The 23,456-nt window shown below is 63.9% G+C and carries 23 protein-coding genes; all 23 read left to right on the plus strand.

What is annotated here, in order from left to right; translation table 11 throughout:
* Positions 1 to 88: 88 nt before the first annotated feature.
* Positions 89 to 1,537, plus strand: coding sequence for an IS1182 family transposase (locus BC358_RS04500; RefSeq protein ID WP_079364878.1), 1,449 nt, complete (start codon positions 89 to 91; stop codon positions 1,535 to 1,537).
* A 567-nt stretch (positions 1,538 to 2,104) separates the two neighbouring features.
* A complete protein-coding gene (locus tag BC358_RS04505) occupies positions 2,105 to 2,602 on the plus strand; it encodes a hypothetical protein (RefSeq protein ID WP_256861420.1) in 498 nt (165 codons plus the stop codon).
* Between the two features lie 10 nt (positions 2,603 to 2,612).
* On the plus strand, positions 2,613 to 3,122 hold the full coding sequence (locus BC358_RS04510) for a lytic transglycosylase domain-containing protein (protein ID WP_079364879.1): 510 nt from the start codon (positions 2,613 to 2,615) through the stop codon (positions 3,120 to 3,122).
* Complete coding sequence (locus BC358_RS04515; RefSeq protein ID WP_079364880.1) at positions 3,119 to 3,403, plus strand: TrbC/VirB2 family protein; 285 nt, start codon at positions 3,119 to 3,121, stop codon at positions 3,401 to 3,403. The genes BC358_RS04510 and BC358_RS04515 overlap by 4 nt, the downstream gene beginning before the upstream one ends.
* A gap of 18 nt (positions 3,404 to 3,421) precedes the next feature.
* Positions 3,422 to 3,754: a type IV secretion system protein VirB3 gene (locus BC358_RS04520; RefSeq protein ID WP_079364881.1), complete on the plus strand. Its 333-nt coding sequence runs from the start codon at positions 3,422 to 3,424 to the stop codon at positions 3,752 to 3,754.
* On the plus strand, positions 3,738 to 6,248 hold the full coding sequence (locus BC358_RS04525) for a VirB4 family type IV secretion/conjugal transfer ATPase (protein ID WP_079364882.1): 2,511 nt from the start codon (positions 3,738 to 3,740) through the stop codon (positions 6,246 to 6,248). Before BC358_RS04520 ends, BC358_RS04525 begins: the two co-directional genes overlap by 17 nt.
* Complete coding sequence (locus BC358_RS04530; RefSeq protein ID WP_079364883.1) at positions 6,245 to 6,673, plus strand: hypothetical protein; 429 nt, start codon at positions 6,245 to 6,247, stop codon at positions 6,671 to 6,673. Before BC358_RS04525 ends, BC358_RS04530 begins: the two co-directional genes overlap by 4 nt.
* Positions 6,674 to 6,685: 12 nt before the next feature.
* On the plus strand, positions 6,686 to 7,753 hold the full coding sequence (locus BC358_RS04535) for a type IV secretion system protein (RefSeq protein WP_079364884.1): 1,068 nt from the start codon (positions 6,686 to 6,688) through the stop codon (positions 7,751 to 7,753).
* 25 nt (positions 7,754 to 7,778) lie between these two features.
* On the plus strand, positions 7,779 to 8,474 hold the full coding sequence (locus BC358_RS04540; protein WP_079364885.1) for a type IV secretion system protein: 696 nt from the start codon (positions 7,779 to 7,781) through the stop codon (positions 8,472 to 8,474).
* A gap of 23 nt (positions 8,475 to 8,497) precedes the next feature.
* Positions 8,498 to 9,268: a virB8 family protein gene (locus tag BC358_RS04545; RefSeq protein ID WP_079364886.1), complete on the plus strand. Its 771-nt coding sequence runs from the start codon at positions 8,498 to 8,500 to the stop codon at positions 9,266 to 9,268.
* Positions 9,265 to 10,185 carry a TrbG/VirB9 family P-type conjugative transfer protein gene (locus tag BC358_RS04550; protein ID WP_079364887.1) on the plus strand — a complete coding sequence of 307 codons (921 nt, stop codon included), beginning with the start codon at positions 9,265 to 9,267 and terminating at the stop codon, positions 10,183 to 10,185. The genes BC358_RS04545 and BC358_RS04550 overlap by 4 nt, the downstream gene beginning before the upstream one ends.
* Positions 10,182 to 11,501, plus strand: coding sequence for a type IV secretion system protein VirB10 (gene virB10, locus BC358_RS04555; RefSeq protein ID WP_079364888.1), 1,320 nt, complete (start codon positions 10,182 to 10,184; stop codon positions 11,499 to 11,501). The genes BC358_RS04550 and virB10 overlap by 4 nt, the downstream gene beginning before the upstream one ends.
* Positions 11,498 to 12,640, plus strand: coding sequence for a P-type DNA transfer ATPase VirB11 (gene virB11 / locus BC358_RS04560; RefSeq protein WP_079364889.1), 1,143 nt, complete (start codon positions 11,498 to 11,500; stop codon positions 12,638 to 12,640). Before virB10 ends, virB11 begins: the two co-directional genes overlap by 4 nt.
* Positions 12,637 to 14,688 carry a type IV secretory system conjugative DNA transfer family protein gene (locus BC358_RS04565; RefSeq protein ID WP_079364890.1) on the plus strand — a complete coding sequence of 684 codons (2,052 nt, stop codon included), beginning with the start codon at positions 12,637 to 12,639 and terminating at the stop codon, positions 14,686 to 14,688. The genes virB11 and BC358_RS04565 overlap by 4 nt, the downstream gene beginning before the upstream one ends.
* Positions 14,685 to 15,329: an OmpA family protein gene (locus BC358_RS04570; RefSeq protein WP_079364891.1), complete on the plus strand. Its 645-nt coding sequence runs from the start codon at positions 14,685 to 14,687 to the stop codon at positions 15,327 to 15,329. Before BC358_RS04565 ends, BC358_RS04570 begins: the two co-directional genes overlap by 4 nt.
* Positions 15,330 to 15,368: 39 nt before the next feature.
* Positions 15,369 to 16,538 carry an LPD7 domain-containing protein gene (locus BC358_RS04575; RefSeq protein WP_079364892.1) on the plus strand — a complete coding sequence of 390 codons (1,170 nt, stop codon included), beginning with the start codon at positions 15,369 to 15,371 and terminating at the stop codon, positions 16,536 to 16,538.
* 9 nt (positions 16,539 to 16,547) lie between these two features.
* Positions 16,548 to 17,861, plus strand: coding sequence for a DUF1173 domain-containing protein (locus tag BC358_RS04580; protein ID WP_079364893.1), 1,314 nt, complete (start codon positions 16,548 to 16,550; stop codon positions 17,859 to 17,861).
* A gap of 72 nt (positions 17,862 to 17,933) precedes the next feature.
* Positions 17,934 to 19,094: a Fic family protein gene (locus BC358_RS04585; protein WP_079364894.1), complete on the plus strand. Its 1,161-nt coding sequence runs from the start codon at positions 17,934 to 17,936 to the stop codon at positions 19,092 to 19,094.
* A 625-nt stretch (positions 19,095 to 19,719) separates the two neighbouring features.
* Complete coding sequence (locus BC358_RS04590; RefSeq protein WP_079364895.1) at positions 19,720 to 20,763, plus strand: ArsJ-associated glyceraldehyde-3-phosphate dehydrogenase; 1,044 nt, start codon at positions 19,720 to 19,722, stop codon at positions 20,761 to 20,763.
* A complete protein-coding gene (arsJ, locus tag BC358_RS04595; protein ID WP_079364896.1) occupies positions 20,763 to 22,034 on the plus strand; it encodes an organoarsenical effux MFS transporter ArsJ in 1,272 nt (423 codons plus the stop codon). The genes BC358_RS04590 and arsJ overlap by 1 nt, the downstream gene beginning before the upstream one ends.
* 9 nt (positions 22,035 to 22,043) lie before the next feature.
* On the plus strand, positions 22,044 to 22,373 hold the full coding sequence (locus BC358_RS04600) for a helix-turn-helix transcriptional regulator (RefSeq protein WP_079364897.1): 330 nt from the start codon (positions 22,044 to 22,046) through the stop codon (positions 22,371 to 22,373).
* A gap of 11 nt (positions 22,374 to 22,384) precedes the next feature.
* Complete coding sequence (locus BC358_RS04605; protein WP_079364898.1) at positions 22,385 to 22,948, plus strand: ArsI/CadI family heavy metal resistance metalloenzyme; 564 nt, start codon at positions 22,385 to 22,387, stop codon at positions 22,946 to 22,948.
* Between the two features lie 11 nt (positions 22,949 to 22,959).
* Positions 22,960 to 23,454 carry an arsenate reductase ArsC gene (locus BC358_RS04610; RefSeq protein WP_079364899.1) on the plus strand — a complete coding sequence of 165 codons (495 nt, stop codon included), beginning with the start codon at positions 22,960 to 22,962 and terminating at the stop codon, positions 23,452 to 23,454.
* Positions 23,455 to 23,456 lie beyond the last annotated feature (2 nt).

The following is a 23,456-nucleotide window of genomic DNA, read 5'->3' on the forward strand; positions in this document are numbered from 1 at the left end:
GCAACCGCTGGAGGCCGTGTGAAAACCCTCTCGCAGCTTTGTTATCCAGCCGGTAGAGTCCGCAGACATATTGAACAGCGAGGTCAATATGTCCAGATTCATCGAAGGTCAGGACAGGCAGCAAGTCACATTGCTGCCGGAATGCTTGGATGACTTCATCGCAGAGGACAACACGGTTCGAATTGTGGATGCCTTCATCAACGAGTTGGACCTTGCGTCTCTGGAGTTCCAGGGCTTGCAGCCGGCGTCAACCGGGCGGCCTTCGTACCACCCCTCAGTGCTGCTGAAGCTGTACCTCTACGGCTATCTCAACCGCATCCAGTCCAGCCGCAGACTGGAGCGCGAATGCCAGCGCAACGTGGAACTGATGTGGCTGACCGGCCGGCTCGCCCCTGACTTCAAGACCATTGCAGACTTCCGCCGCGACAACGGCAAAGGCATTCGCAACGTCTGCCGTCGCTTCGTGATGTTGTGCCGCGAGTTGAAGCTGTTCACCGACGCCGTTGTGGCCATCGACGGCAGCAAGTTCAAGGCTGTCAACAACCGCGAGCGCAACTTCACGCCAGGCAAGATCGAGCGACGTGAACGGGAGCTGGAGGAGAGCATCCAGCGCTACCTTGATGCCCTTGAGACTGCGGATCGAACCCAGCCCATTGAGATGCAGGCAAAGACCGAGCGTCTGCAAGGCAAGATCCAAAAGATGCGCCAGCGCTTGCAAGACCTTCAAGTCGTCAAGGCGCAACTGGAGACGCTGCCTGATCGGCAGCTCTCCCAGACGGACCCTGACGCACGTGCAATGACCACCCACAGCGCCAAGGGGACGGCCATGGTGGGCTACAACGTGCAGACAGCGGTCGACACGAAGAATCATCTGATCGTCGCCCATGAGGTCACCAACAATGGCAGCGACCGGTCACAGCTCAGTGCAATCGCAATGGCCGCGCGTGATGTGATGGGAAAGCGCCGATTGAAGGCCATTGCCGACCGCGGTTACTACAACGGTATGGAGCTCAAGACTTGTGACGACGCCGGGATTGCAGCGCTTGTACCCAAGCCCATGACATCCAATGCGAGAGCAGAGGGCCGGTTTGACAAGACAGACTTCATCTACATCGCTGATGCCGACGAATACCAGTGCCCAGCAGGCGAACGAGCCATCCACCGCTTCAGCCGAGAAGAGGCTGGACTGCAGATCAGCATCTATTGGTCCAGTGCTTGCCCTGGCTGTGCAATGAAGGCGCAATGCACAACGAGCAATTACCGACGCATCAGGAGATGGGAGCATGAGGAAGTCATGGACAGGGCCCAGCAACGGCTAGACCAGATGTCCAACGCCATGACCGTGCGCAAGAGCACCGTTGAACACGTCTTCGGAACCCTCAAGCACTGGATGGGCTGGACGCACTTCCTGACCCGAGGCATGCAGAACGTCGCAACCGAGATGAGCCTGAACGTGTTGGCGTACAACTTCAAACGCGTCCTTGCCATCTTGGGCTTTGAGGAGACCAAGAAGGCGATGCGGTTGTTGGGCGGATAGGCGCCCTTTGCAGCCGCTGAAGGCCCGATGTAAAGCCTCGAATACGCTCCAGCGTCGCCTTGCCGACGCTCAGACGACGTCAATTCGCTAAAGCCGAAAAATCTGCGGTTTGAGCGTGACTCGCCCGAACTGCCAGGGAGTTGTCACACGGCCTCGCTGCAGTGCTGTCTACCCCGGCGCAAAGTCAAGAGCAAGCCCGCCCCGGCACAGTAGACGATCGACACCCGTTGAATCAATACTGCAGCCGGGTCGGCCTGAACAGTCGGCCCTCCTCCCTGAAAGTCGTGTCACAGCGACTTTGAGTTGCCCGGCTTTCATGCCGGGTTTTCTTTTGCCAGTGAAGCCGATGGTGCCGATGGTGCCGATGCGTTGTAACGTGCAGATGCTGGAAAACAGCCCAAATCCAGCAGCAGGACCCGGATCTCCCAGACCTACATTGACCTCACGGCACCCAGCGAGATGAAGTGACCTTCACCTCCGGCGGATGCGGAAACTGTGAGGTGTCAGATGGTCTTCATCCCTTCAAGGAACCGGCAAGCGCCCTCACTTCGGAGCGCGGCCCTGTTGGTGGACAAGGTCAAGAAGCTGTGCTCGGCGGGGGCAGCCACAGCTCTGCTATCCCTGGGCCTGTTCGCCCCCAGCGCCGCGCATGCCGTGGACGGCTGTCTGGTGTTGCTGTGCTTCGCAGCACCCAGCTGGAAATCAATTCCTCAGTGCGTTCCACCGATCCGGCAAGTCCTGCGCGACCTGGCGCATGGGGAGCCCTTCCCCACCTGCGGCATGTCGGGTGCGGGCAACTCGGCGAATCATGCGTGGGCACGGGCACCCGGTCGGTGCCCGCCGCAGTACACCCGCGTTTACGAGCGGGATCACACCACGCTCTACCGCTGTGATTACACGGGTGTCATCTCCGTCTCGATTGACGACAAGCCGTTCACGAAGACCTGGTGGAACTTCTCCGGCGACACGGTGACCGACTTCAGTCCTGCAGCCAAGTCCCAGTTCGGCACCTGGGACACGCGGTACGACGACGAAGAGGCGGCTTGGCGCCATTCGCATCCCTGAGGAGTTCGACATGGACGCTTCCACTTTCATGACACTGGCGCTGGCCTGTGCACCCCATGTGCACCCGCAGACGGCACATGCCTTGGTGTCGGTCGAGAGTGCATTCAACCCTTGGGCCATCGGCGTCGTGGGTGGTGCACTCGTTCGTCAGCCGCAGAACCATGCACAAGCCCTCGCCACAGCGCGGGCGCTGCAGGCCCACGGACACAACTTCAGCGTCGGATTGGGGCAGATCAACCTCGGCAACTTCGCCCGACTGGGCCTGACCACCGCCACCGCCTTTGACCCCTGCCTGAACCTGACCGCCATGCAGGAGGTTCTCGCCGAGTGTTTTGACCGGGCCAGGGGTGGCAAAGACCCGACCCGGTCAGATCAGTCAGCACTGCGCATGGCGCTCTCTTGCTATTACAGCGGCAACTTCTCGTCGGGCTTTCGCCACGGCTACGTCCAGAGGGTGATGGCTGCAGCCCGCACGGTTTCCCGTCACCAACCCAACCATGTCCCAAAGGAGTCGTCATGAACCAACAGAAGCTTTCGCCCGCCCAGGTCCGCGCGCTCGGCCTGTTTATGTTGTTGCCTCCCCAGCTGTGGGCGCAAGGCTTTGACAAGGTCAACACGACGGTCACCAACGTCAACGCGATCCTGGTGACGATCTCCGTGGCCGTGGTGACGATCGCGATCATCTGGGCCGGCTTCAAGATGATCTTTCAGGGCGCCCGGCTGGCCGACGTGGCCAACATCCTGATCGGCGGCACCCTAGTCGGCGGCGCGGCGGCCTTCGCCAGCTACATCGTCAGCTGACCTCAGCTGGTACCCGCCATGCAGGCCGAAACCATCTACAAGGGCGCAACCCGCCCGGCCATGAAGCTGGGCATTCCGCTGGTGCCACTCGTGGTGCTCTTCGGCAGCGGGATGCTGCTGATTATGTGGGGCGGCATTCTGGTCAGCTGGTGGATTGCGCTGGGCGTGGTGATGTCCTTTGTGCCCACCCTCTTCTGGATGCGCTGGGTGACGTCCCGCGACGACCAGCGGTTTCGTCAGATCTTCATCGCACTCAAGCTGCGCCTGCACGACCGCAACGGGCGGTTCTGGCGCGCTCGCAGCTACTCACCCACCCTCTTCCGGGGAGCCTCCGATGTCTGGCATCTTTGATCGACTCGGCAAGGGGTCACGCCGCGCGAAGCGCCGCCCCAAAGCGGTAGGCCCTCAGCCGCGCCACTGGTCGCAGGCGCTCGCAGAAAACCCGTTGACGCGGTTCGTGCCCTTCTCGTCGCTGCTCAGCGACCACGACGTGATCACCCGCGGTGGTGACTTTCTGAGGGTGTGGCGGCTCGACGGTGTGGCCTTCGAATGTGCCGATGACTACCTGGTCACAGAACGGCACGAAGCGCTCTGCAGTCTGCTGCGCAACCTCTCTGGCGGCCAGTGGGCCATCTGGACTCACCGTCTACACCGCAAGATTCAGGACGCGCTGACCGACCCGACGGAAGACGGCTTTGCCAAAGACCTGTCACAGGCCTATCAGGCGCACCTGAACCAGCGGGCGATGATGAGCAATGAGCTGTACCTGACGCTGCTCTACCGGCCCAACACCTCTCGCATCAGCCGGGCACTGCAGTCGCCTCAGCGGTCCAAGGCCGCCATCGAAGAGGCACACGCGGAAGCCTTGCGTGTGATGGAAGAGCGAACGGCATTTGTGCACCGGGTGCTGCGTGGCTTCGGCCCACAGTTGCTGGGTGTCCGTGAGCAACGAGGTCGCCTCTATTCGGAAGTGGCCGAGTTTCTGGGCTACCTGGTCAACGGGTACTGGAAGCCCGTGCCTTTCACGGCTGGTCCACTCCATCGCACCCTGCCCTCGACCCGCCTTTCGTTTGGTGGCGACAAGCTGGAGCTGAGAAATGGCGATCAGCGGCGCTGCGCGGCCCTGGTGGACATCAAGGAATACGCCGACGCAGTGGAGCCGGGCATCCTCAACGCTTTGCTGTACGAAGACAGCGAGTTCATCGAGACCCAGAGCTTTTCCATCCTGCCGCGCCGCGAGGCCACTCGCGCCCTGGAGCTGCAGCGCGACCAGCTGATCGCCAGCGACGATGTCGTGTCCAGCCAGATCGCGGACATGGACGAAGCGCTGAACGAACTGGGTGATGGTCAGTTCTGCATGGGCGAGTACCACTACAGCCTGGTGGTGTTCGGTAACCCCGGTGAAGACAGTCTGGCCGATGCCGGCAGGCGCGCGGCACAGGCCATCGGCGCCGTGGGCGAGTCATCGAGCCTGCAGATGTCGCCAGTGGACCTGGTGGCCGACGCGGCCTGGTTTGCCCAGATGCCGGGCAACTGGCAGTGGCGCCCGCGCGATGCCAAGTTGTCCTCGCGCGCTTTCGCCGCCCTGGCCAGCGGACACAATTTCGCCCGTGGCAAACGCGACGGTAACCCCTGGGGCGAAGCCTTGGCGCTGCTGAGAACGCCATCGGGCCAGCCGTTCTATCTGAACTTCCACAGCAGTCCCGACGGCGAAGATTCCGCCGACAAGAAGCTGCCCGGCAATACGATCATCATCGGGTCAACCGGCGTCGGCAAAACCACGCTGGAGATGTTCCTGCTGACGCTGACGCGCAAGTGGAACCCGGCGCCCCGCCTGGTGTTGTTCGATCTGGACCGGGGCTGCGAGATCGCCATCCGGGCCATGAATGGTCGCTACTTCACACTCGAAGCCGGCAAGCCCACGCATCTGAACCCGCTGCAGCGCGACCCCACGCCGGCCCGCATCCAGTTCTGGGAACAGCTGGTGCGCACCTGCATCGCGACACCCGCCCTGCCCCTGCTGCCGGCCGACGAGCGCGCCATCGCCGATGCCGTGAAAACGGTGGCGATGATGCCGACCGCCTTGCGCCGCTTCTCGACCATCCGCCAGAACCTGCCGAAGTCCGGCGAGAACAGCTTGTATGAACGTCTGGGCCGCTGGTGCGAGGGTGGCGCACTGGGCTGGGTGTTCGACCAGGCGAACGACCAGCTGATGGACCTGCAGTCAGCCTCGGTCATCGCTTTTGACACCACCGAGTTCCTGGACCTGCCCGAGGTCCGGACGCCGGTGATGCTGTACCTGCTCCAGGTGATGGAAGAACTGGTCAATGGCGAGCGGCTGATCTACGTGATCTCGGAGTTCTGGAAAGCACTGGACCACGACATCTTCAGCGACTTCGCCAAACAGAAGCAGAAGACCATCCGCAAGCAGAACGGTCTGGGCATCTTCGACACCCAGAGCCCGTCCGACGTGCTGCGCCATCCCATTGGCCGCACGATGGTCGAACAGAGCGTGACCAAGATTTTCCTGGCCAACCCGGAAGCGGTGCGCGAGGAATACGTCGAAGGTTTCGGGCTCAGCGAGGCCGAGTTCGGCATCGTGCGCAGCCTGGGCGCGCAAGGCGGCAGACGCTTTCTGGTCAAACAGGGGCACAGCAGCGCCATCTGCGAGCTGGACCTCAGCGGCTTGCAGGACTTCGTGACCGTTCTGTCGGCCACCACCGACAACGTTGCCCTGCTCGACACCGTTCGCGAACAACACGGTAACGATCCGTTGCTGTGGCTTCCGGTGCTGCTGCGCGAGGTTCAGGATCGCAAATCCCGCAACTCCAGGAGAGCGACATGAACCGGTTTCACCTCATGCTTGTCCTGCTGCCCATCGCCATAGGCAGCGCGAACACCAGTGCCCAGACCGTCAAAGGCAACGAGGCGGTTCGCACCTCGACCAGCGGTGAACGCATTGTCGAGCTGGCGCCACTGCCCAGCGCCGGCCCCATCCTCAAGTCCAAACCCTGCATGGCGCACGCGGGCTGTCACGCCGGCCCGTGGCACATGGTGGAGACACGCGACGGGCTGATGGAATGCACCGAGGTCTATGCGCGCGAAGGTACCTGCCGCGCCTCCAGCTACGGTACCACCAAGCTATCGCGCATCTGGGTGGTGAAGGCTGGAGGCCAGTGGCTGCAGTGCCAGTACCCCGACCTGGGCAGCAAATGCGTCAAGGTCTTTGCGTCGCCACCGACCAACCTGCCCTACCCGGCGGTGCAATAAAGGAGCGATGCCATGTTCGCCTGGGTCGGTTCCAACTTCGACGCGATTCTGAGCACTTACGTGCTCGGCGTGGTGTCGTCGCTCATGTCAGCGATCACGCCGATCGCGCTGTCGGCGATGACGGTGTGGGTGGCGCTCTACGGCTGGGCGGTGCTGCGCAACGAGGTGTCCGAAACCGTGCCCACCTTCGTCTGGAAGGTTTTCAAGATCGGGCTGGTGCTGGCCTTTGCCCTGCAGTCGGGCTTCTACATCAGCAACGTGTCGGACACGGCCAATGGTCTGGCCATGGGCGTGGCCAGCACCTTTCTGCCTTCGGGTGTGGACCCGGCCACCATCAGCTCGCCCTACGCCCTGCTCGACAAGTTCAACGACGACGCCAGCGCCCAGGTGGCCGACATCATGAAAGAGGCCAGCGTGCTCCGGCTTGATCTGCTGCTGGCCGGCGGCATTTTCTCCATCGGCACGGTCTTCTTCCTCTGCATCGCACTCTTCGTTGTCACGCTGGCCAAACTGTTCCTGACCTTCGTGATTGCCATCGGGCCACTGTTCATCCTGTGCCTGGCCTGGCGTCCTACTGCGCGCTTCTTCGACAGCTGGTTGTCCATGTTGCTGAACGCGGTGGTGCTCACCTGGTTCGCCTTCTTCGCGCTGGGCCTGAGCGCCTACATGGGCGCCGCGATGTTCAAGGCCATCAACGACGGTGGTGGCTTCCTCGGGAGCACCTTCAACGTGCTGGGCGAGGCCACGCGCTACTGCGTGCTCATGATCCTCATGGCCATCCTCTGCTTCCAGGCGCCCAGCCTTGCCTCGGCCCTGACCGGTGGCGCCGCCATCCAGCAAGGCGTGCAAATGATCCAGAACGCCATGATGGTCTCGGGCCTGCGCTCTGCTTCCTCGGCACGCTCGGCCGCCACCGGCACGGGCCAGGGAGGCGTGATCCGTTCAGGTGCCGGCGCCACCGCTACGGCCGGTGCTGCAGCCGCAGCCACGGGCCGATACGCCGGAAACATGGCCCGAAAGGGCTACGGAGCCGCACGGTCTGCGGCATACCGACTTGCCGCCTTGCGCGGCCGGTCCTGATCATCCACTTGCCAAGGAGCACACCATGAAGTACCGCCTCAAGGTTGCCGCCGCCGTGTTGATTTCGCTGGGCGCTACGCACGCACGCGCCACCGGCATCCCCGTGATCGATGTCGCCAACCTGTTCCAGGCGGTGCAGCAGGTGATCAACGACATCACCCAGATCAACAACCAGATCCGGCAGATCCGACAACTGCAAGCACAGATCGACAGCATCAACGGCATGCGCAATCTGGGCGAAGTGTTCAACAACCCGCTGCTCAAGAACTACATCCCGGCCGAGGCCTACACCTACCTCAACGCTATCAACACCTCGGGGTACAGCGGCCTCAACGCCACGGCCAAAACCCTGCGCGATGTCGGCATGCTCTACAACTGCCTGGACCGCAGTGGCGATGCGCGCACAGAGTGCCAGGCCACCCTGGCGCAGCCCTACCAGCAGAAAGGCCTGCTGCAAGACGCCATGAAGTCGGCCGCCATGCGGCTGGAGCAGATCCAGTCGCTGATGACCCAGATCAACGCCACCGAAGACCAGAAGTCGGTGCAGGAGATCCAGGCCCGCATCGGCGCAGAGAACGCTCTGCTGGCGCACGAGTCCTCGCAGATCCAGATGCTGCAGGGGATGGCCGACAGCGAGGAGCGCATCGCCCGAAGCCGTGAGCGCGAACGCCAGTACCAGATGCTGGGTCGGACCGGCAAGGTCTCCGACTTCCTGCCGTAAGCACCACACCACCGGAGTCCCCCATGAGTGCCATCCTGATGTCAGGTGAGGCCGCCGCATGGCCGAAACAGCCCAAAACGCCCGTGCCGAAGCCTGAAACTCCGTCGCTGCAGGCCAATCGGGACTGGGAAATCGACCGCGCGCTGATGCTGGAGCGCTCCGAGCGTCGGGCCTGGGCCGCCGCTGCCGCTGGTCTGGCGATTGGCCTGATCGGCATCGCGGCGGTCTTCGTGCAGGGGCCGCTGCGCAAGGTGGTGGAAATCCCCATCGTGGTGGACCGGGTGACCGGTGAAACCACCATCCAGCAGCGCCTGAGCGAAGAAACCATTCCCGCCATGGAGGTGCTGGACAAACACAACCTGGCCACCTTTGTCCGCGCCCGCGAGGCATACAGCTGGATGTTCCTGCAGCGGGACTTTGATCAGGTGGCCCGCATGGCGGTGCCCGCCGTGTTCGCGGAATACAACCGGCAGTTCGAGGGTGACGGGGCGCTCCAGAAGAAGGTCGGCTCCACCGAAGAATGGCGCATCAATATCGTCGGCGTGCGGCTGCGCGCCTCGGGCCGCAGCGGCAACCAGAGCGACGCCACGGTCACCTACGACAAGGTCGTCCACATGACCGACCGCAATCTGCCCGACGTGACCACCCGGCACGTGGCCAGCGTGGTCTACCAGTACCAACCCAAGGTGCTGGCCAAAGAAGCAGATCGGCTGGAGAACCCCTTTGGCTTCGTGGTCACGGCCTACCGGTCCGACCCCGAGATCAACACACCGACCACCGGAGTGAAGCCATGAACCTCCTGGTACTTCCCTTGGTGCTGGTGCCGTTGACCCTGGCTCCTCTGCACACCTTGGCGGCTCAGCCCGTCGACAAGGCCGACCCTCGACTGCGGGAGGTGGTCTACGACGCCAATGCGGTGGTCACCGTCCCGGTCAAACGCGGCATGGTGACGCTGGTGGAGTTCGACAAGGACGAGGTCATCACCGAAGTGGCTGTGGGCCAGGGTGGTGATTGCAGCAAGCCCGATGCCGCCTGGTGCGTGGCCGCCCAACCGGGTGGGCACCACCTGTATGTCAAGGCCAAAAGCGCCGCCGATGCACCCAACAACCTGGCGGTCATCACCGATCGGCGATCACACACGCTTCGCTTCGTGATCCTTTCGGACAGCGACCGCCAGCCGCCGGTCTATCGCCTCGCCATCCGGTCCCCAAAACCTGCAGCAGCCCCACCCAGTCTGGCGGAAAGGGAACTGGCCGCATTGGCGAGTCTTCCACCGATTCCGCCCCCACCAACGGCCCAGCAGATCGTGGCTGAGCGACTGGCGGCCAAGCCCACAGTGCTCAACACCCAGTACGCGCTGGCCGAAGCCGCCGGATCGGCGGACATTGTCCCCACGCTGGTCTACGACGATGGCCGGTTCACCTACCTCCGCTTCCCGGGCAATCGCGAGGTGCCTGCGGTCTTTCATGTCCTTGGCGATGGCAGCGAAACCCAGGTCAACGCCCGCATGGAAGAGGACACCCTGGTGGTGGACCGGGTCAGCCGCCGCCTGATGCTGCGTGCCGGATCGGCGGTGGTGGGCCTCTGGAACGAAGCCTTCGACCTGGAGGGCTCGCCGGCCAAAGGCTCCACCACGGTGCCGGGTGTGCAACGGGTTCTGAAATCCGATGCCTCCGTTTCGTCGCCCTCAACGCTGGGAGCCAAACCATGACCGAGCACACACAAGGTTCATCGGCACCGAACGAAGCGCCTTCGCCGCAAGAGAGCGGCAACACCATCAGCCCCTTGCCGGGCGAAGCGGGCATCCCCAACGTGGCCCGGCGGCAACCGCTGAACCTGTCCTGGAAGAACATCTCGGTCATTGGCCTGGTGGTGCTCATGGTGACGGCCATGTGCATCTTGTACGGGTACCGCTACTTCGCCGGCAGCGGCGATGCGGAGAAGGACAAGTCCTTGCTGCGGGATCGCCCATCAGCTGCGGGAGCAGGCACCCGGCAACTGGACATGACCCAGCCGGTCAAGCCCCGCGTACCCGCATTGGAGCCTACCCCTGCAGAGGCGGCCGACCCCATCAGCTTGAGGCATTCAGGCACGGCTGCCCCATCCGGACCCAAGACCTGGTCACCGGACGACGCGCCCGTGCTGGTGGTATCGTCCCGCCCGGGTGGCATCCCTGGCAACAGCGCCGACTCAACGCAGACGTCCAACGACCCTGCAGCCTCCACGTCCAGGCAGTTGCAGGACTACCAGCGCCGGCTGCAAGGGCTTCTGGACAACCTGACCCAAGGCAACGCCTTGCCGGCCGGTCTGGGCGCTGCAGCCAATGCGTCCCCACAACCGCCAGACAACGACCCCAACCTTCGATCGGCCGTGGCGGGGCTGTTCGGTGGCGAGCTGCAGGGCTCCGCCACACCACGCGTGAAGGCCTCCACCCTGGGCGACCGCAGTCTCACCTTGCCCAAAGGCATGGCCTTCGCCTGTGCACTCAAAACCCGGGTTATCAGCGCCACCTCGGGCCTGGTGGGCTGCCAAGTGCAGCGCGATGTGTACAGCGACAACGGGCGGGTACTGCTTATCGAGCGCGGCTCACACCTGGACGGCGAATATCGGATCGCTTCGCTGCGCCCCGGTACCGTCCGCATTCCCGTCCTGTGGACACGCATTCGGACGCCGAACGGCGTCACGGTGGACATCGAATCGCCCGGCACGGGTCAGCTCGGTGAGTCCGGCATGGACGGCCACGTGGACAACCGCTGGGGTGACCGCATCGGCGCGGCCATGCTGCTCTCCTTGATCGACGACTCGGTCAAGCTGGTGATTCAGAACCAGATGCAGGACCGCGAGGCGGACACCATCGTCCTGCCGTCCACCACAGAAAACACCAGCAAGCTGGCCGAAAAGGTGCTCGACAGCACTATCAACATCCCGCCCCTGATCTACCAGAACCAGGGCGGCATCGTCGGCATTTACGTCGCGCGCGACGTGGACTTCTCGTCGGTCTACGCACTGCAGCCGGTGGCACGATGAACTCCGAGGTAGACCTCCTCTTATCCTTCTTCGAGGACCCGCAGTCCGACGGCTGGTGCGGCGATGCGACCTCGGTCGTCGAGTTCCTGCGCCCGCTGCGCGAACAGCTGGATGCACCTGGCGTGCTGGAAGTGTGCGTGAACCGCCCCGGTGAACTGCAGGTGGAGACCGTGCACGGCTGGCAGCGCGTGGAAGCGCCGGCCATGACGCAAGAACGCTGCCTCTCGCTGGCCACGGCCGTGGCCACCTACTGCGACCAGCAGATCAACCAGGAACGCCCCCTGCTGTCGGCCACACTGCCCAGTGGCGAACGCATCCAGTTCGTCATCCCGCCCGCGGTGACGCGCAACACTGTGTCGATCACGGTACGCAAGCCATCCGATCTGATCAAACGACTGACCGATTTCGAAGGCGAAGGTCTGTTCGACCGGATCGGGGAGCGCGCCGCTTTGGGTGCGGAAGACGAAGGGCTCCAGCCTTTCCAGAGGCAGTTGCTTGCGTTGAAAGCGGCCGGTCGGTATGGGGAGTTTCTGCGCCTCGCGGTGCAGAAGCACCAGACCATCGTGGTCAGCGGCAAGACGGGGTCTGGAAAAACCACCTTCATGAAGGGACTGGTCGAGGAAGTCCCGCTCCATGAGCGGCTGATCACCATCCAGGACACGGCCGAACTCACCATTCCCCATCACCCGAACGTGGTGCACCTGTTCTACAGCAAGGATGCGCAAGGGACCGCCCGCGTGACAGCCAAGTCGCTGCTGGAGGCCTGCTTGCGCATGAAGCCCGACCGCATCTTCCTGGCCGAGCTGCGCGGTGAAGAGTGCTTCTCCTTCATTCGCCTAGCCGCGTCCGGCCACCCCGGCAGCATCACCAGCGTGCACGCAGGCAGTTGCGCGCTGGCGCTGGAACAGATGTCGCTCATGATCCGCGAGAGCGGTGCCGGCGGTGGTCTGCGCCTGGACGAGATCAAGGGTCTTCTGGGCATCGTGATCGATGTCATCGTGCAGTTCAACCGGGATGAGCGCGGGCGCTTCATTTCCGAGATCGCCTACGAGCCGCGCCGCACGCAGCGCACCAGCGACAGCGATCGCGAAGCTGCGGCCGAACTGCAGGGCAGCCTCTTTGGCGGGTTGATGCCATGAATGCCAGACTGCTCTGGTCAAAAGTGCCCTGGCCCATCGTGCGCCGGGTGGCCTTGGGCATTCTTGCGGTCATCGGAGTAGCAGCACTGGTGGTCACTGCTCTCTACCTGTCGGGCGTGCTGTTTCTGGTCCTGAGCAAGTCGAACCCCAGCCTGGCCGGCTGGAACAGCATCGTGGACTACTGGCTGATCTACGCCGATGAACCTGCGTTGCGCAAGCGGCTGCTGGTCTCCAGCGGTGCAGCCTACCTGCTCACGCTGGTGCTCTTGCCCATGGCACTGATCTCTGCCAGCCGCCCGCGCCGTCCACTGCATGGTGATGCCCGCTTCGCCACCTTCGCCGAGGTGAAGAAGGCTGGGCTGCTGCTGACCGGCAGACGAGCCGCCACACCAGGCATCCTGATCGGCCGCTTCCGTGGCCAGTTCCTCGCCCTGCACGGGCAACTCTCGGTCATGTTGTCTGCCCCCACCCGCAGCGGCAAGGGTGTCGGCGTGGTGGTGCCCAACCTGCTGAACTGGCCTGACTCCGTGGTCGTGCTCGACATCAAGGGGGAGAACCACGCCATCACGGCCGGCTACCGGGCCCAGCACCAACAGGCGGTCTACGCCTTCTCCCCCTTCGACGAAGAAGCACGCAGCCACCGCTGGAACCCGCTCACTGCCGTCCGCACCAGCCCCCTGCACCGCGTGGGTGACTTGCTGGGCGTTGGCCAAGTGTTCTACCCCAATGACGGCAGCGGCACATCGTCCGAAGCCTTCTTCAACGACCAGGCCCGCAACCTCTTCCTCGGTCTGGGCTTGCTGCTGCTGGAAACACCCGATCTGCCCCGCACCGTGGGCGAGATGCTGCGCCAGTCGTCGGGGCAAGGGCGCCCGTTGAAAGAACACCTCAACGGATTGATCGAGCAACGCAAGACAGCGGGGAAGCCGTTCTCCGATGAATGCCTGGATGCCTTGCAACGCCTGCTGTGCAACTCGGAAAACACCTTGTCCAGCGTGGTGGCCACCTTCCACGCGCCGCTCACGATCTTTGCGGATGCGGTGGTCGATGCCGCCACCAGTGCCGACGACTTCGACCTGAGCCAGCTGCGCCGTCAGCACATGTCGGTCTACGTGCGCATCCCGCCCCACCGCCTGGCCAATGCCCGGCCTCTGCTCACCCTGTTCTTCTCGCAACTGGTCAGCCTCAACACCCAGCAATTGCCAGAGCACGACCCGTCGCTCAAATACCAATGCCTGCTGGTCAACGACGAGTTCACCGCCATGGGGCGCGTGGGCATCATCACGCACTCCGCCGCCTTCCTCGCAGGCTACAACCTGCGCCTGCTCACCGTGGTGCAGGCGATGTCGCAGCTGGACGCCGTCTATGGCGACAAGGAAGCCCGCACCTTTGCCACCAACCACGGTCTGCAGATCCTCTTCGCCCCACGCGAACAGCGCGACGCCGACGAGTACAGCGCCATGCTGGGCTACTTCACCCAACGGGTTACCACCCGAGGGCGCAGCCGTTCGTTCAGCGGTCACGGCCACAGCTCCGTCAGCCGCAACGAAAGCGAACAACGCCGCGCCCTGCTCATGCCGCAGGAGTTCAAGGAACTGGGCAAAGACCGGCTTGTGGTGATTTGCGAAAACTGCAAACCCATCCTCGGCGACAAGATCCGCTACTTCCAGGACAAGGCGTTCACAGCTCGCCTGCTGCCGGCACCCAAGGTGCCGCAGATGAACATGGACCAGCACCTCGCCAGAGTCCAGCAGCGCTGGCGCTACGCAGACGACGAACTGCCGCCCGGGCAAACCGGCATGGACATCGGTGTTCTGAATCACGACGTCAAGCTGACCCAAGACCAGATGGAAGGCCCACCCGAGAAGCTGGCGGAAACCTGCATCGGTTTCTTTGACGACGGGCTGGCGGCTGTCGGTGAAGGCGGGTCCATCGAGCAAGTCCTTGAGAGCGACGACGACGAGCCCGACCCAGCCTCACTTTCCACGCCGTCCTTCGTCAGCACCGCAGACCCTATCCGGCTCGAAACCTTGGAGGAACAGCCATGACCACCCTGTCCCCGCGCACCGTGTTGATTGCCTTGTTCCCAGCAATGCTGGGCGCCTGCAGCTCACCCCCCAAGCCCCCCATCGTGGACGAATCTCAGAAGCGGCCCGCCAACGCGCAGATGGCCGTCGATCTGCAGGTGTGCAAGAACGATCTGCAAAACACCCGCATCCAGGCCAACGAATCCAGCCGCCTTGCAGAGACCACCACCGCCACGCTGGTCCACATGGCCGCACGCCAGCAACTGATGGCTTCGATCCAGGAAAAAGCGCAGGCCAACAGCATTCGCATCGTCCACTTCGGCTTCAACAGCACCCGGGTCTCGATCCCCACCGCGGATGCATCGGCTCTGATGGAAGAAGCCAAGACCGCGCCACTCGTGGTGCTGAGGGGGCGCACTGACGGCACCAGCGACTCGTCGGTTGAAAGCCGCATCGCACAGGCCCGGGCCAACGCCGTGCGCGACTACCTCGTCGCCGCTGGCGTGGACCCCGCACGCATCCGCACCACCCACCAGCCCATCGGCGATCACCTGGCCGACAACAGCAGCCAGCGAGGCAGAAACCTCAACCGCCGCGTCGAGATCGAGGTGTACCGGGTTCCCCCGGTGCCCGCCCAGTCTTCCGCCCCACCCCAACTCTGACACCTCACCTGCTGGCAACAGCCACCGAAGGAGACCACCATGGACGAAAGAGCAGCACCGGCCCGGCGTGTGGATCAGACCACGGCGGACACCAACACCACCCTGGGCGGCACAGTGGAACCCGTGGATCGCGCCGCCATTGCCATCCGGACCTTTCAGACACCCGAGCCTGAACCCGGCGAACGGTTCGAACTGCGCGACCCATTCGCCGAACTCACCTACCGCACCGACCGTTACCAAGACATGGTGGCCAAGGCCGATCAGCTCGGTGCGAACCGTTTCGTCGTCGTGGATGTGCGGGGCAAGAAGTCCTTCGTCCACAAGATCGAGGGCCAATGGCAGCGGGATGAAACCCGTGAAGTCCCGCCCCCCACGACAGCCCAGCCAGCGAAACCGGTAAACACCGATCCAGCGCGCCAGACGACAGAATCCAACGTCATCCCCCTCCCCTCCAAAGACAGAGGGACTGGCGCAGCCGACACGCCCAGCCAACAGGCGAGTGCACGCATGGACGCCCAGGCCGAACGCGAAGCACTCGTCGCCCGGCTGGAGGCCGCGTTGATGGACCGCTACATCATCAAACGCGCACCGGTCACGCTGGGTGATGTCAGCCTCGGCCTGACCGAATACCGCTTCCGGGGTGACACCTCTCGCGTCGCCTTCACCGAATCCACCTTTCGGTTGGCCACCGACACCAACAGCCCCTCGGTGGCCCGCTCCATGGTCGATGTGGCCGAAGCCCGCAACTGGCGGTCCCTTCGGGTCACGGGCAGCGAATACTTCCGGCGCCTGGTCTGGCTCGAAGCCGCAGCGCGCGGTGTCAAGGCCCTGGGCTACGAGCCCAACCCGGCCGACCTGGAACGCCTCAAGGTGGAGCGCGATCAGCGGTTGACCAACCGCATCGAGCCCACCCGTGACGCCAGCGCGCCACAGGCCGCCACCAACACCGACAAACCATCGGGCCGCGGCAGTGGTGGCCGCAAGACCGTGCTGGCCGCCATCGAAGCCATCCTCGTCGCCAATCGGGTGCCTGAGAAACGGCGCGAAGCCGTGATGGTGGCCGCCTCCGAAAAGCTCGCCCAGCGCATCCGCGATGGCCAGAACCCCAAGGTCCGGGTCTTCGACAAGAACGCGCCATCCCAGCGTCCGGTCTTGACACCTCAACAAGACCAGCAGCGCGGTCGAGAACGTGCTGCACCTGCCCGCTGAAGTTTTGCGATGAACTCAGGTTCGGCTTCGGATCCGGTCTACGCCTTCGGCGATCAGCGATGGGCGAGAGACGACCCCGGCTTCGCAGACGCCATCGTCAAGGCGCACGAGAAACACTTGCGCCCCCGCTGCCTGTGCCAGCCCGGCGGGCCGGGCGTTGATATGTACGTGGCGCGCGTCCTGAACGGCTACACCGTCAAGCGCATGCCCAACACCGGCAGCCAACACGCCACCACCTGCCCGTCCTTCGAACCGCCCGCAGTGTTCAGCGGTCTCGGCCCGCTGGTCGGCACCGCCATCGTCGAGAACCCGGCCACCGGCATGACGACGCTCAAGCTGGACTTCCCGATGACCAAGCTGCCCGGCCGGGCCGTACAGCCGCCCTCGGCCAGCGCCAGCAGCAGCGTGGTTGTCCAAGGCCATCGGCTCGGCCTGCGCGCCCTGCTGCACTACCTGTGGGACCAGGCCGAACTGACCCACTGGAAGCCTGCATTCGCAGGCCGGCGCAGCTGGGGCTCCGTACGCCGGCACCTGCTACAGGCCGCCGACAACAAGTTCGTCCACGGCCATGCCCTGCTGGGCAGCCTCTACATCCCCGAGGTGTTTTCGGTGGAACAGCGTAACGCGATCCAGTCCCGCCGCCAACGGCAGTGGGCCCATGGCGCCCCGAGACCCGGACAACCCCAAGCCCTGCTGCTCATGGTGGCCGAGGTCAAGGACATCGCACCCGCCCGCTTCGGGCACAAGGCGGTCTTCAAACACCTGCCAGACCAAGCCTTCGCGCTGGACGATGCGCTTTACCGGCGCCTGGGCAGAAGCTTTGAACACGAACTCACCCTCTGGGGCACCGAGCCTGACCTTCACCTGGTCATGGTGGCCACCTTCCGGGTGGACGAAGCCGGCACCCCAGGCATCGTGGAACTGTCCCTCATGCTCACCACCGCGCAGTGGCTGCCGGTGGACGACGGCTGGGACCGGCAACTGGTAGGGGCACTGGTGCGGCAGGGCCGTAGCTTGGTCAAAAGCCTTCGGTACAACGTGCCCGGCAACCAGGCACTGGTCTGCGCCAGTCTTCTGGACTGCGGTGTGGCGCCCTTCCCTCTGTTCATCGACCGTGATCTTGGCCCTGAAGGCGCCGCCTTGGGAGAAAGCCCGGAGTCCGGCGGTGACAGCACCACCTGGCGCTGGCGCCCTGCCCTCGGCGACATGCCCGCGCTACCGCCGCGCCAACTGAAGACCAGCCCGATCCAGCTTCCTCAGGAAGCCTTTTCCAGATCCGATGCCGAGACATTTCCAGATAACAGAATTCAACCAACCATATAAACCCATATCGTTAAACGATTTTTTGCCGTAAAGTCCAGATAAATCAATCCTCAATTCCAGATACCAGCCCCCATGGTTCAGTTTGTTCACCACCCGCTGCGGCTGCTGAACCCCAGCTTCAACTCGCCACTGCTGGACGTGTTGACCGACCTAGAGCACCTGCGGCGCCTGCAGATCCAGGGCACCACGCCGCTGCCGGTGTTCATGCAACTCAAACAGGTCTTCCACGTGCTGGAGAGCCTGGCATCGGCCCGCATCGAAGGCAACCACACCACGCTGGCCGACTATGTGGAAGCGAGGGTGATCGACGGCCCGAACCGGTCCGAACAGTTGCAGGAAATTGCCAACATCGAACACGCGATGCAGCAGGTAGAAGACAGCATGGAGCCCGGCGCCCCGCTGACGGAGCACCTGCTGCGCGGTCTGCATGCCACCACGGTGGACGGGCTCAAACGTGAAGGCGACACCAACCCCGGCGCCTACCGCCAGGGCGCGGTGAAGATTGCCCAGGCTGACCACCTGCCGCCCGAGGCGCCCCAGGTGCCGGACTACATGACCGAGCTGGTCACCTTCATCAACCGGGCGGACCCGCCCAAGTACGACCTGATGAAGGTGGCGCTGGCGCACCACCGTTTCGCCTGGGTGCACCCGTTCGGCAACGGCAATGGCCGGGTGGTGCGCCTGCTTACCTACGCCATGCTCATCAAGTACGGCTTCCGCGTGAACGCGGTGGGGCGGCTGCTCAACCCGGCCGCCGTGTTCTGCGCTGACCGCAACGCCTACTACGCCCGGCTTGGTGACGCCGATGTGGGCACCGACGAAGCGCTGGAGCGCTGGTGTGTGTATGTGCTCAGCGGTGTGCGCGACGAACTGACAAAGGTGGACCGCCTGGCCGACTACGAACACCTCAAAGCCAAGGTGCTGCTGCCTGCGGTGAACTACGCCCGCGAACGGGAGTTGATCACCCCGCTGGAACAGGCCGTTCTGACCACCACCATCAAAGCCGGTACGGTGAAGGCGGGTGACCTGGAAGCAGCCATGCCCGACCTCAACGCCAACCAGCGCACTTACCAGATACGCAAACTGGTGGATGGCGGCATGCTGCAACCCATCAACCCGGGCGCCCGGCAATACAGCATCGGGTTCAGCCACAACATGCTGCTGCGTGGCGTGGTGCGTGCGCTGACGGATGAAGGGTTCATCCCTGCCGCGGTGGTGGCGCCGACGACCTGAAGGACAGGACTGCAGCGATTGGAGTCTTTGGGCACTGCCAAGCGTACTCACGCTGACTGCTACGAAGCGGTTGTTGGGCAGGGCGACTGGCGCTGGCCCGATTGGCTGCTGTACGAGGTACTGCGGTCATAGGACCTCCGCCGTCCGGCTGGCGCCCTGCCACCGAACGCTCCCCCATCACCTGGACTGTTGGTACCGACCCAGAAGAGCCAGTGGAGGTTTTCAGAACGAATGACTGGTCCACAGTGGGACTTGGCCTTCGCCGTACCCTTGGTGGAAATCGGAGTTGGCTACAACGGTCTTTTATACCTGTCGTTCAGCTGCCTACACAAACTGTTAAAAGGGGGTCAATTCGTCGTTTGACAGCCGCAGCAGCAGGCGTGACTTCCCCAACTGCGCGAAAAAGCTGGTTGTCCGGACTGACCCACGGCGCGGCCTTCGTGACAAACGCGGCGCTGGCATGGGAGGTGGTGGACGCATAGATCCAGATGCGGCCACTGGGAAATGAGCCAGCAGGTCCTGGCGCCCGCAAGCGCATTCGCTGACCTTAACTGTCACAGTTGCGTCATTTTTTGAGTCAATAATTCAACGGTTAGTGAAATATTGAGGTTTAGGAGTCACACACATGAAAGTTGGTATCAACGGCATGGGCCGCATGGGGCGCCTGGCCCTGCGCGCCGCCTTCGGCGCGATCGAACGCGAGGCCATCGACCCGCGCGGCGGCAACCGCCTGGAGGTCGTTCACCTCAACGAAATCAAGGGCGGGGCCGCCGCCACGGCCCACCTGCTGGCGTTCGACACGGTGCAGGGTAAATGGCGCGCCGACATTGCCGCCGAAGGTGAAGACACCATCCACATCAACGAATGCACACTGTCCTTCAGCAGCCACGCCACCTCCAGCGACATCCCCTGGGGCGACCTGGGCGTGGACGTGGTGCTGGAATGCACCGGCAAATTCCTCACGCCCGAGACCCTGCAGGGCCATCTGGACCGGGGTGCGAAGCGCGTGATCGTGGCCGCGCCCGTCAAGGTAGGCGATGTGCTGAACATCGTGGTCGGCGTGAACGAACACCTTTACAACCCGGCGCGTGACCGCATCGTCACCGCCGCCAGCTGCACCACCAACTGCCTGGCCCCGGTGGTGAAGGTGGTGCACGAAGCCATCGGCATCCGCCACGGCCAGATCACCACGCTGCACAACCCGACCAACACCAACCTGGTGGTGGACGCGCCGCACAAAGACCTGCGCCGCGCCCGCAGCGCCATGGTGAACCTGGCGCCCACCACCACCGGCAGCGCCACCGCCATCGCACTGATTTACCCCGAACTCAAGGGCAAGCTCAACGGCCACGCGGTGCGCGTGCCGGCGCTCAACGCCTCGCTGACCGACTGCGTGTTTGAACTCAACCGCGCGACCACGGCCGAAGAGGTGAACGCGTTGTTCGAAGCCGCTGCCAACGGCCCACTGGCCGGCATCCTGGGCTTTGAAAACCGCCCGCTGGTGAGCGCCGATTACGCCCGCGACACGCGCAGCTCCATCGTCGATGGGCTCTCCACCATGGTGACCGACGGCACGCTGCTCAAGGTCTACGCCTGGTACGACAACGAGATGGGCTACGCCACGCGCATGGTGGACCTGGCGTGTCATCTCGAATCCGTCGGCACCTGATGAACGCCTCCGCAACAGCCGCCGCCAGCCACGCGGTGCGCAACTACGCCATCGTCACCGCCGCCTACTGGGGTTTCACGCTCACCGACGGCGCGCTGCGCATGCTGGTGCTGCTGCACTTCTACAAGCTGGGCTATTCGCCGTTCACGCTGGCCTTTCTGTTCCTGCTGTACGAAGCGGCCGGCGTGCTGGCCAACCTGATTGGCGGCTGGCTGGCCACGCGCTACGGCATCCAGCGCATGCTGACCGTGGGCCTGGTCACGCAGATCACCGGCTTCACCCTGCTCTCGCTGCTCAACCCGGCCTGGACGGCCGCCATGTCGGTGGCCTGGGTGGTGGTGGCGCAGGGCATCTGTGGCGTGGCCAAGGACCTGACCAAGACCGCCAGCAAATCGGCCATCAAGGTCACGCAGGCGCAGGCCAAGGCCGAAGACGGCGGCAACAACCAGCTCTTCAAATGGGTGGCCTGGTTCACCGGCAGCAAGAACGCCATGAAAGGCTTCGGCTTCTTCCTCGGCGGCGTGCTGTTGCAGTCGCTGGATTTCCAGCATTCGCTGTGGGCCATGGCCGGCCTGCTGGTGCTGGTGCTGGCGGGCGTGGTGCTGTCGGTGCCGCCCATGATGGGCAAGGCCAAAGCCTCCAAGTCGGCCAAGGAGCTGTTCGCCAAGAACGCCGGCATCAACGGCCTGGCCGCCGCACGCGTGGCGCTGTTCGGTGCCCGCGACGTGTGGTTCGTGGTCGGTGTGCCGGTGTTCCTGTATTCGCAGGGCTGGAACTTCACCATGGTCGGCGGCTTCCTGGCGGCCTGGACCATCGGCTACGGCCTAGTGCAGGCGCTGGCGCCCAACCTCGTGAAACGCAGCCCCGACGGCCTGAGCAGCGAGGTGCCGGCGGCGCGAGGCTGGTCGCTGGCGCTGGCGCTGATTCCCGTGGGCATTGCGGCGGCCGTGTGGCTGGAGCTGCCGAACCTGCAGTGGTGGGTGGTGGGCGGCCTGGGCCTGTTCGGCTTTGCGTTCGCGGTCAACTCTTCCGTGCACTCCTACCTGATCCTGGCCTACGCCGGCAGCGAGAAAGCGGCCGAGGACGTGGGCTTCTACTACGCCGCCAATGCCCTGGGGCGGTTCTTCGGCACGCTGATGTCGGGCCTGCTCTACCAGTGGGGCGGCCTGCTCTATGCCCTGGTCGGCTCGGCACTGATGCTGCTGGCCTGCTGGCTGCTCACGCTGGCGCTGCCAACCAAGTTGGCATTGCCCTGCCCCCAAACGACCTGAGGAGACCCCATGGAAGAAACAGAAGTTGTTAGGGCCTTGGGGGCGCTGGCCCAGGAAACGCGCCTGAGGATTTTCCGCCTGCTGGTGGTGGCGGGGCCTGAGGGGTTGAACCCTGGCCACATGGCGGAACAACTGGGTATTGCATCCACGGCCCTGTCCTTCCATTTGAAAGAACTGAGCCACTCCGGGTTGATAGCCTCCGAGCGCGAAGGCCGCAATCTGTTCTACCGCGCATCCATTCCGTTGATGAACGACCTGCTGGCTTACCTGACGGCGCACTGCTGCCAGGGCCAGGCCTGCCTGGAAACACCCACCAAGCTCGACTGCGACAACTGCTGAGGAGACAACCCATGAAGCGTTTCCATGTTCACCTCCATGTGACCGATCTGGCCCAGAGCGTCACTTTCTACAGCCGCCTGTTCGCAGCCGATCCGGTGCGCACCGAGGCCGATTACGCCAAGTGGATGCTCGAAGACCCGCCGGTGAACTTCGCCATCTCCACGCGGGGCGAACAGCCCGGCATCGATCACCTGGGCATCCAGACCGACAACGCCGAAGAACTGCAGGCCCTGAAGGACCGAGCCACCGTCGCCGATATGAGCCTGCTGGATGAAGGTGCGACCACCTGCTGCTATGCCCGCAGCGAAAAGCACTGGATCACCGACCCGCAGGGCATTGCGTGGGAACACTTCCACACCCTGGGCAACATCCCGGTGTTCCGGGAAAAGGCTGATGAAGCCTCGGCTGCGGCCTGCTGCGCACCGAGCGGCGCTACAGCCACGAACTGCTGCGCGCCTGCCACCGAGGCATTGGCGCCAGCAACCGGGTGTTGCCCATCCACCTCTTCCGTCACCGCAGGCGCGTGCTGCGTGCCCTCTTCCACCACCCCGTCCTCTGCAACCAGCTGCTGCTGAAAGGTTTCCCCATGTCCGTCTACAACGTGCTCTTCCTGTGCACCGGCAACTCGGCCCGGAGCATCATGGCCGAATCCATCCTGAACCACCTGGGTGGCGGTCGCTTCCGAGCCTTCAGCGCCGGCAGCCACCCGGCTGGCCAAGTCAATCCGCATGCCATTGAACTGCTGCAGCGCAACCACTACAAAACGGACAGCCTGCGCAGCAAGAACTGGAGCGAGTTTGCGCAAGCCGACGCACCGCACATGAACTTCGTGCTCACGGTCTGCGACAAGGCGGCTGGCGAGGTGTGCCCGGTGTGGCCCGGGCAGCCGATGTCGGCCCACTGGGGCGTGCCCGATCCTGCCGAGGTCAAAGGCGACGACGAAGCCGCCAAGAAGGCTTTTGCCGACACCTTCATGGTCCTCAGCCGCCGCATCGCCCTGATGGTCAACCTGCCGTTTGAAAAGCTCGACCGCCTGGCCCTGCAAAAAGAACTGGTGGACATCGGCCGTCAAAAGGCCTGAGC

Source organism: Hydrogenophaga sp. H7, assembly GCF_002025745.1.
Taxonomy (GTDB): Bacteria; Pseudomonadota; Gammaproteobacteria; order Burkholderiales; family Burkholderiaceae_C; genus Hydrogenophaga; species Hydrogenophaga pseudoflava.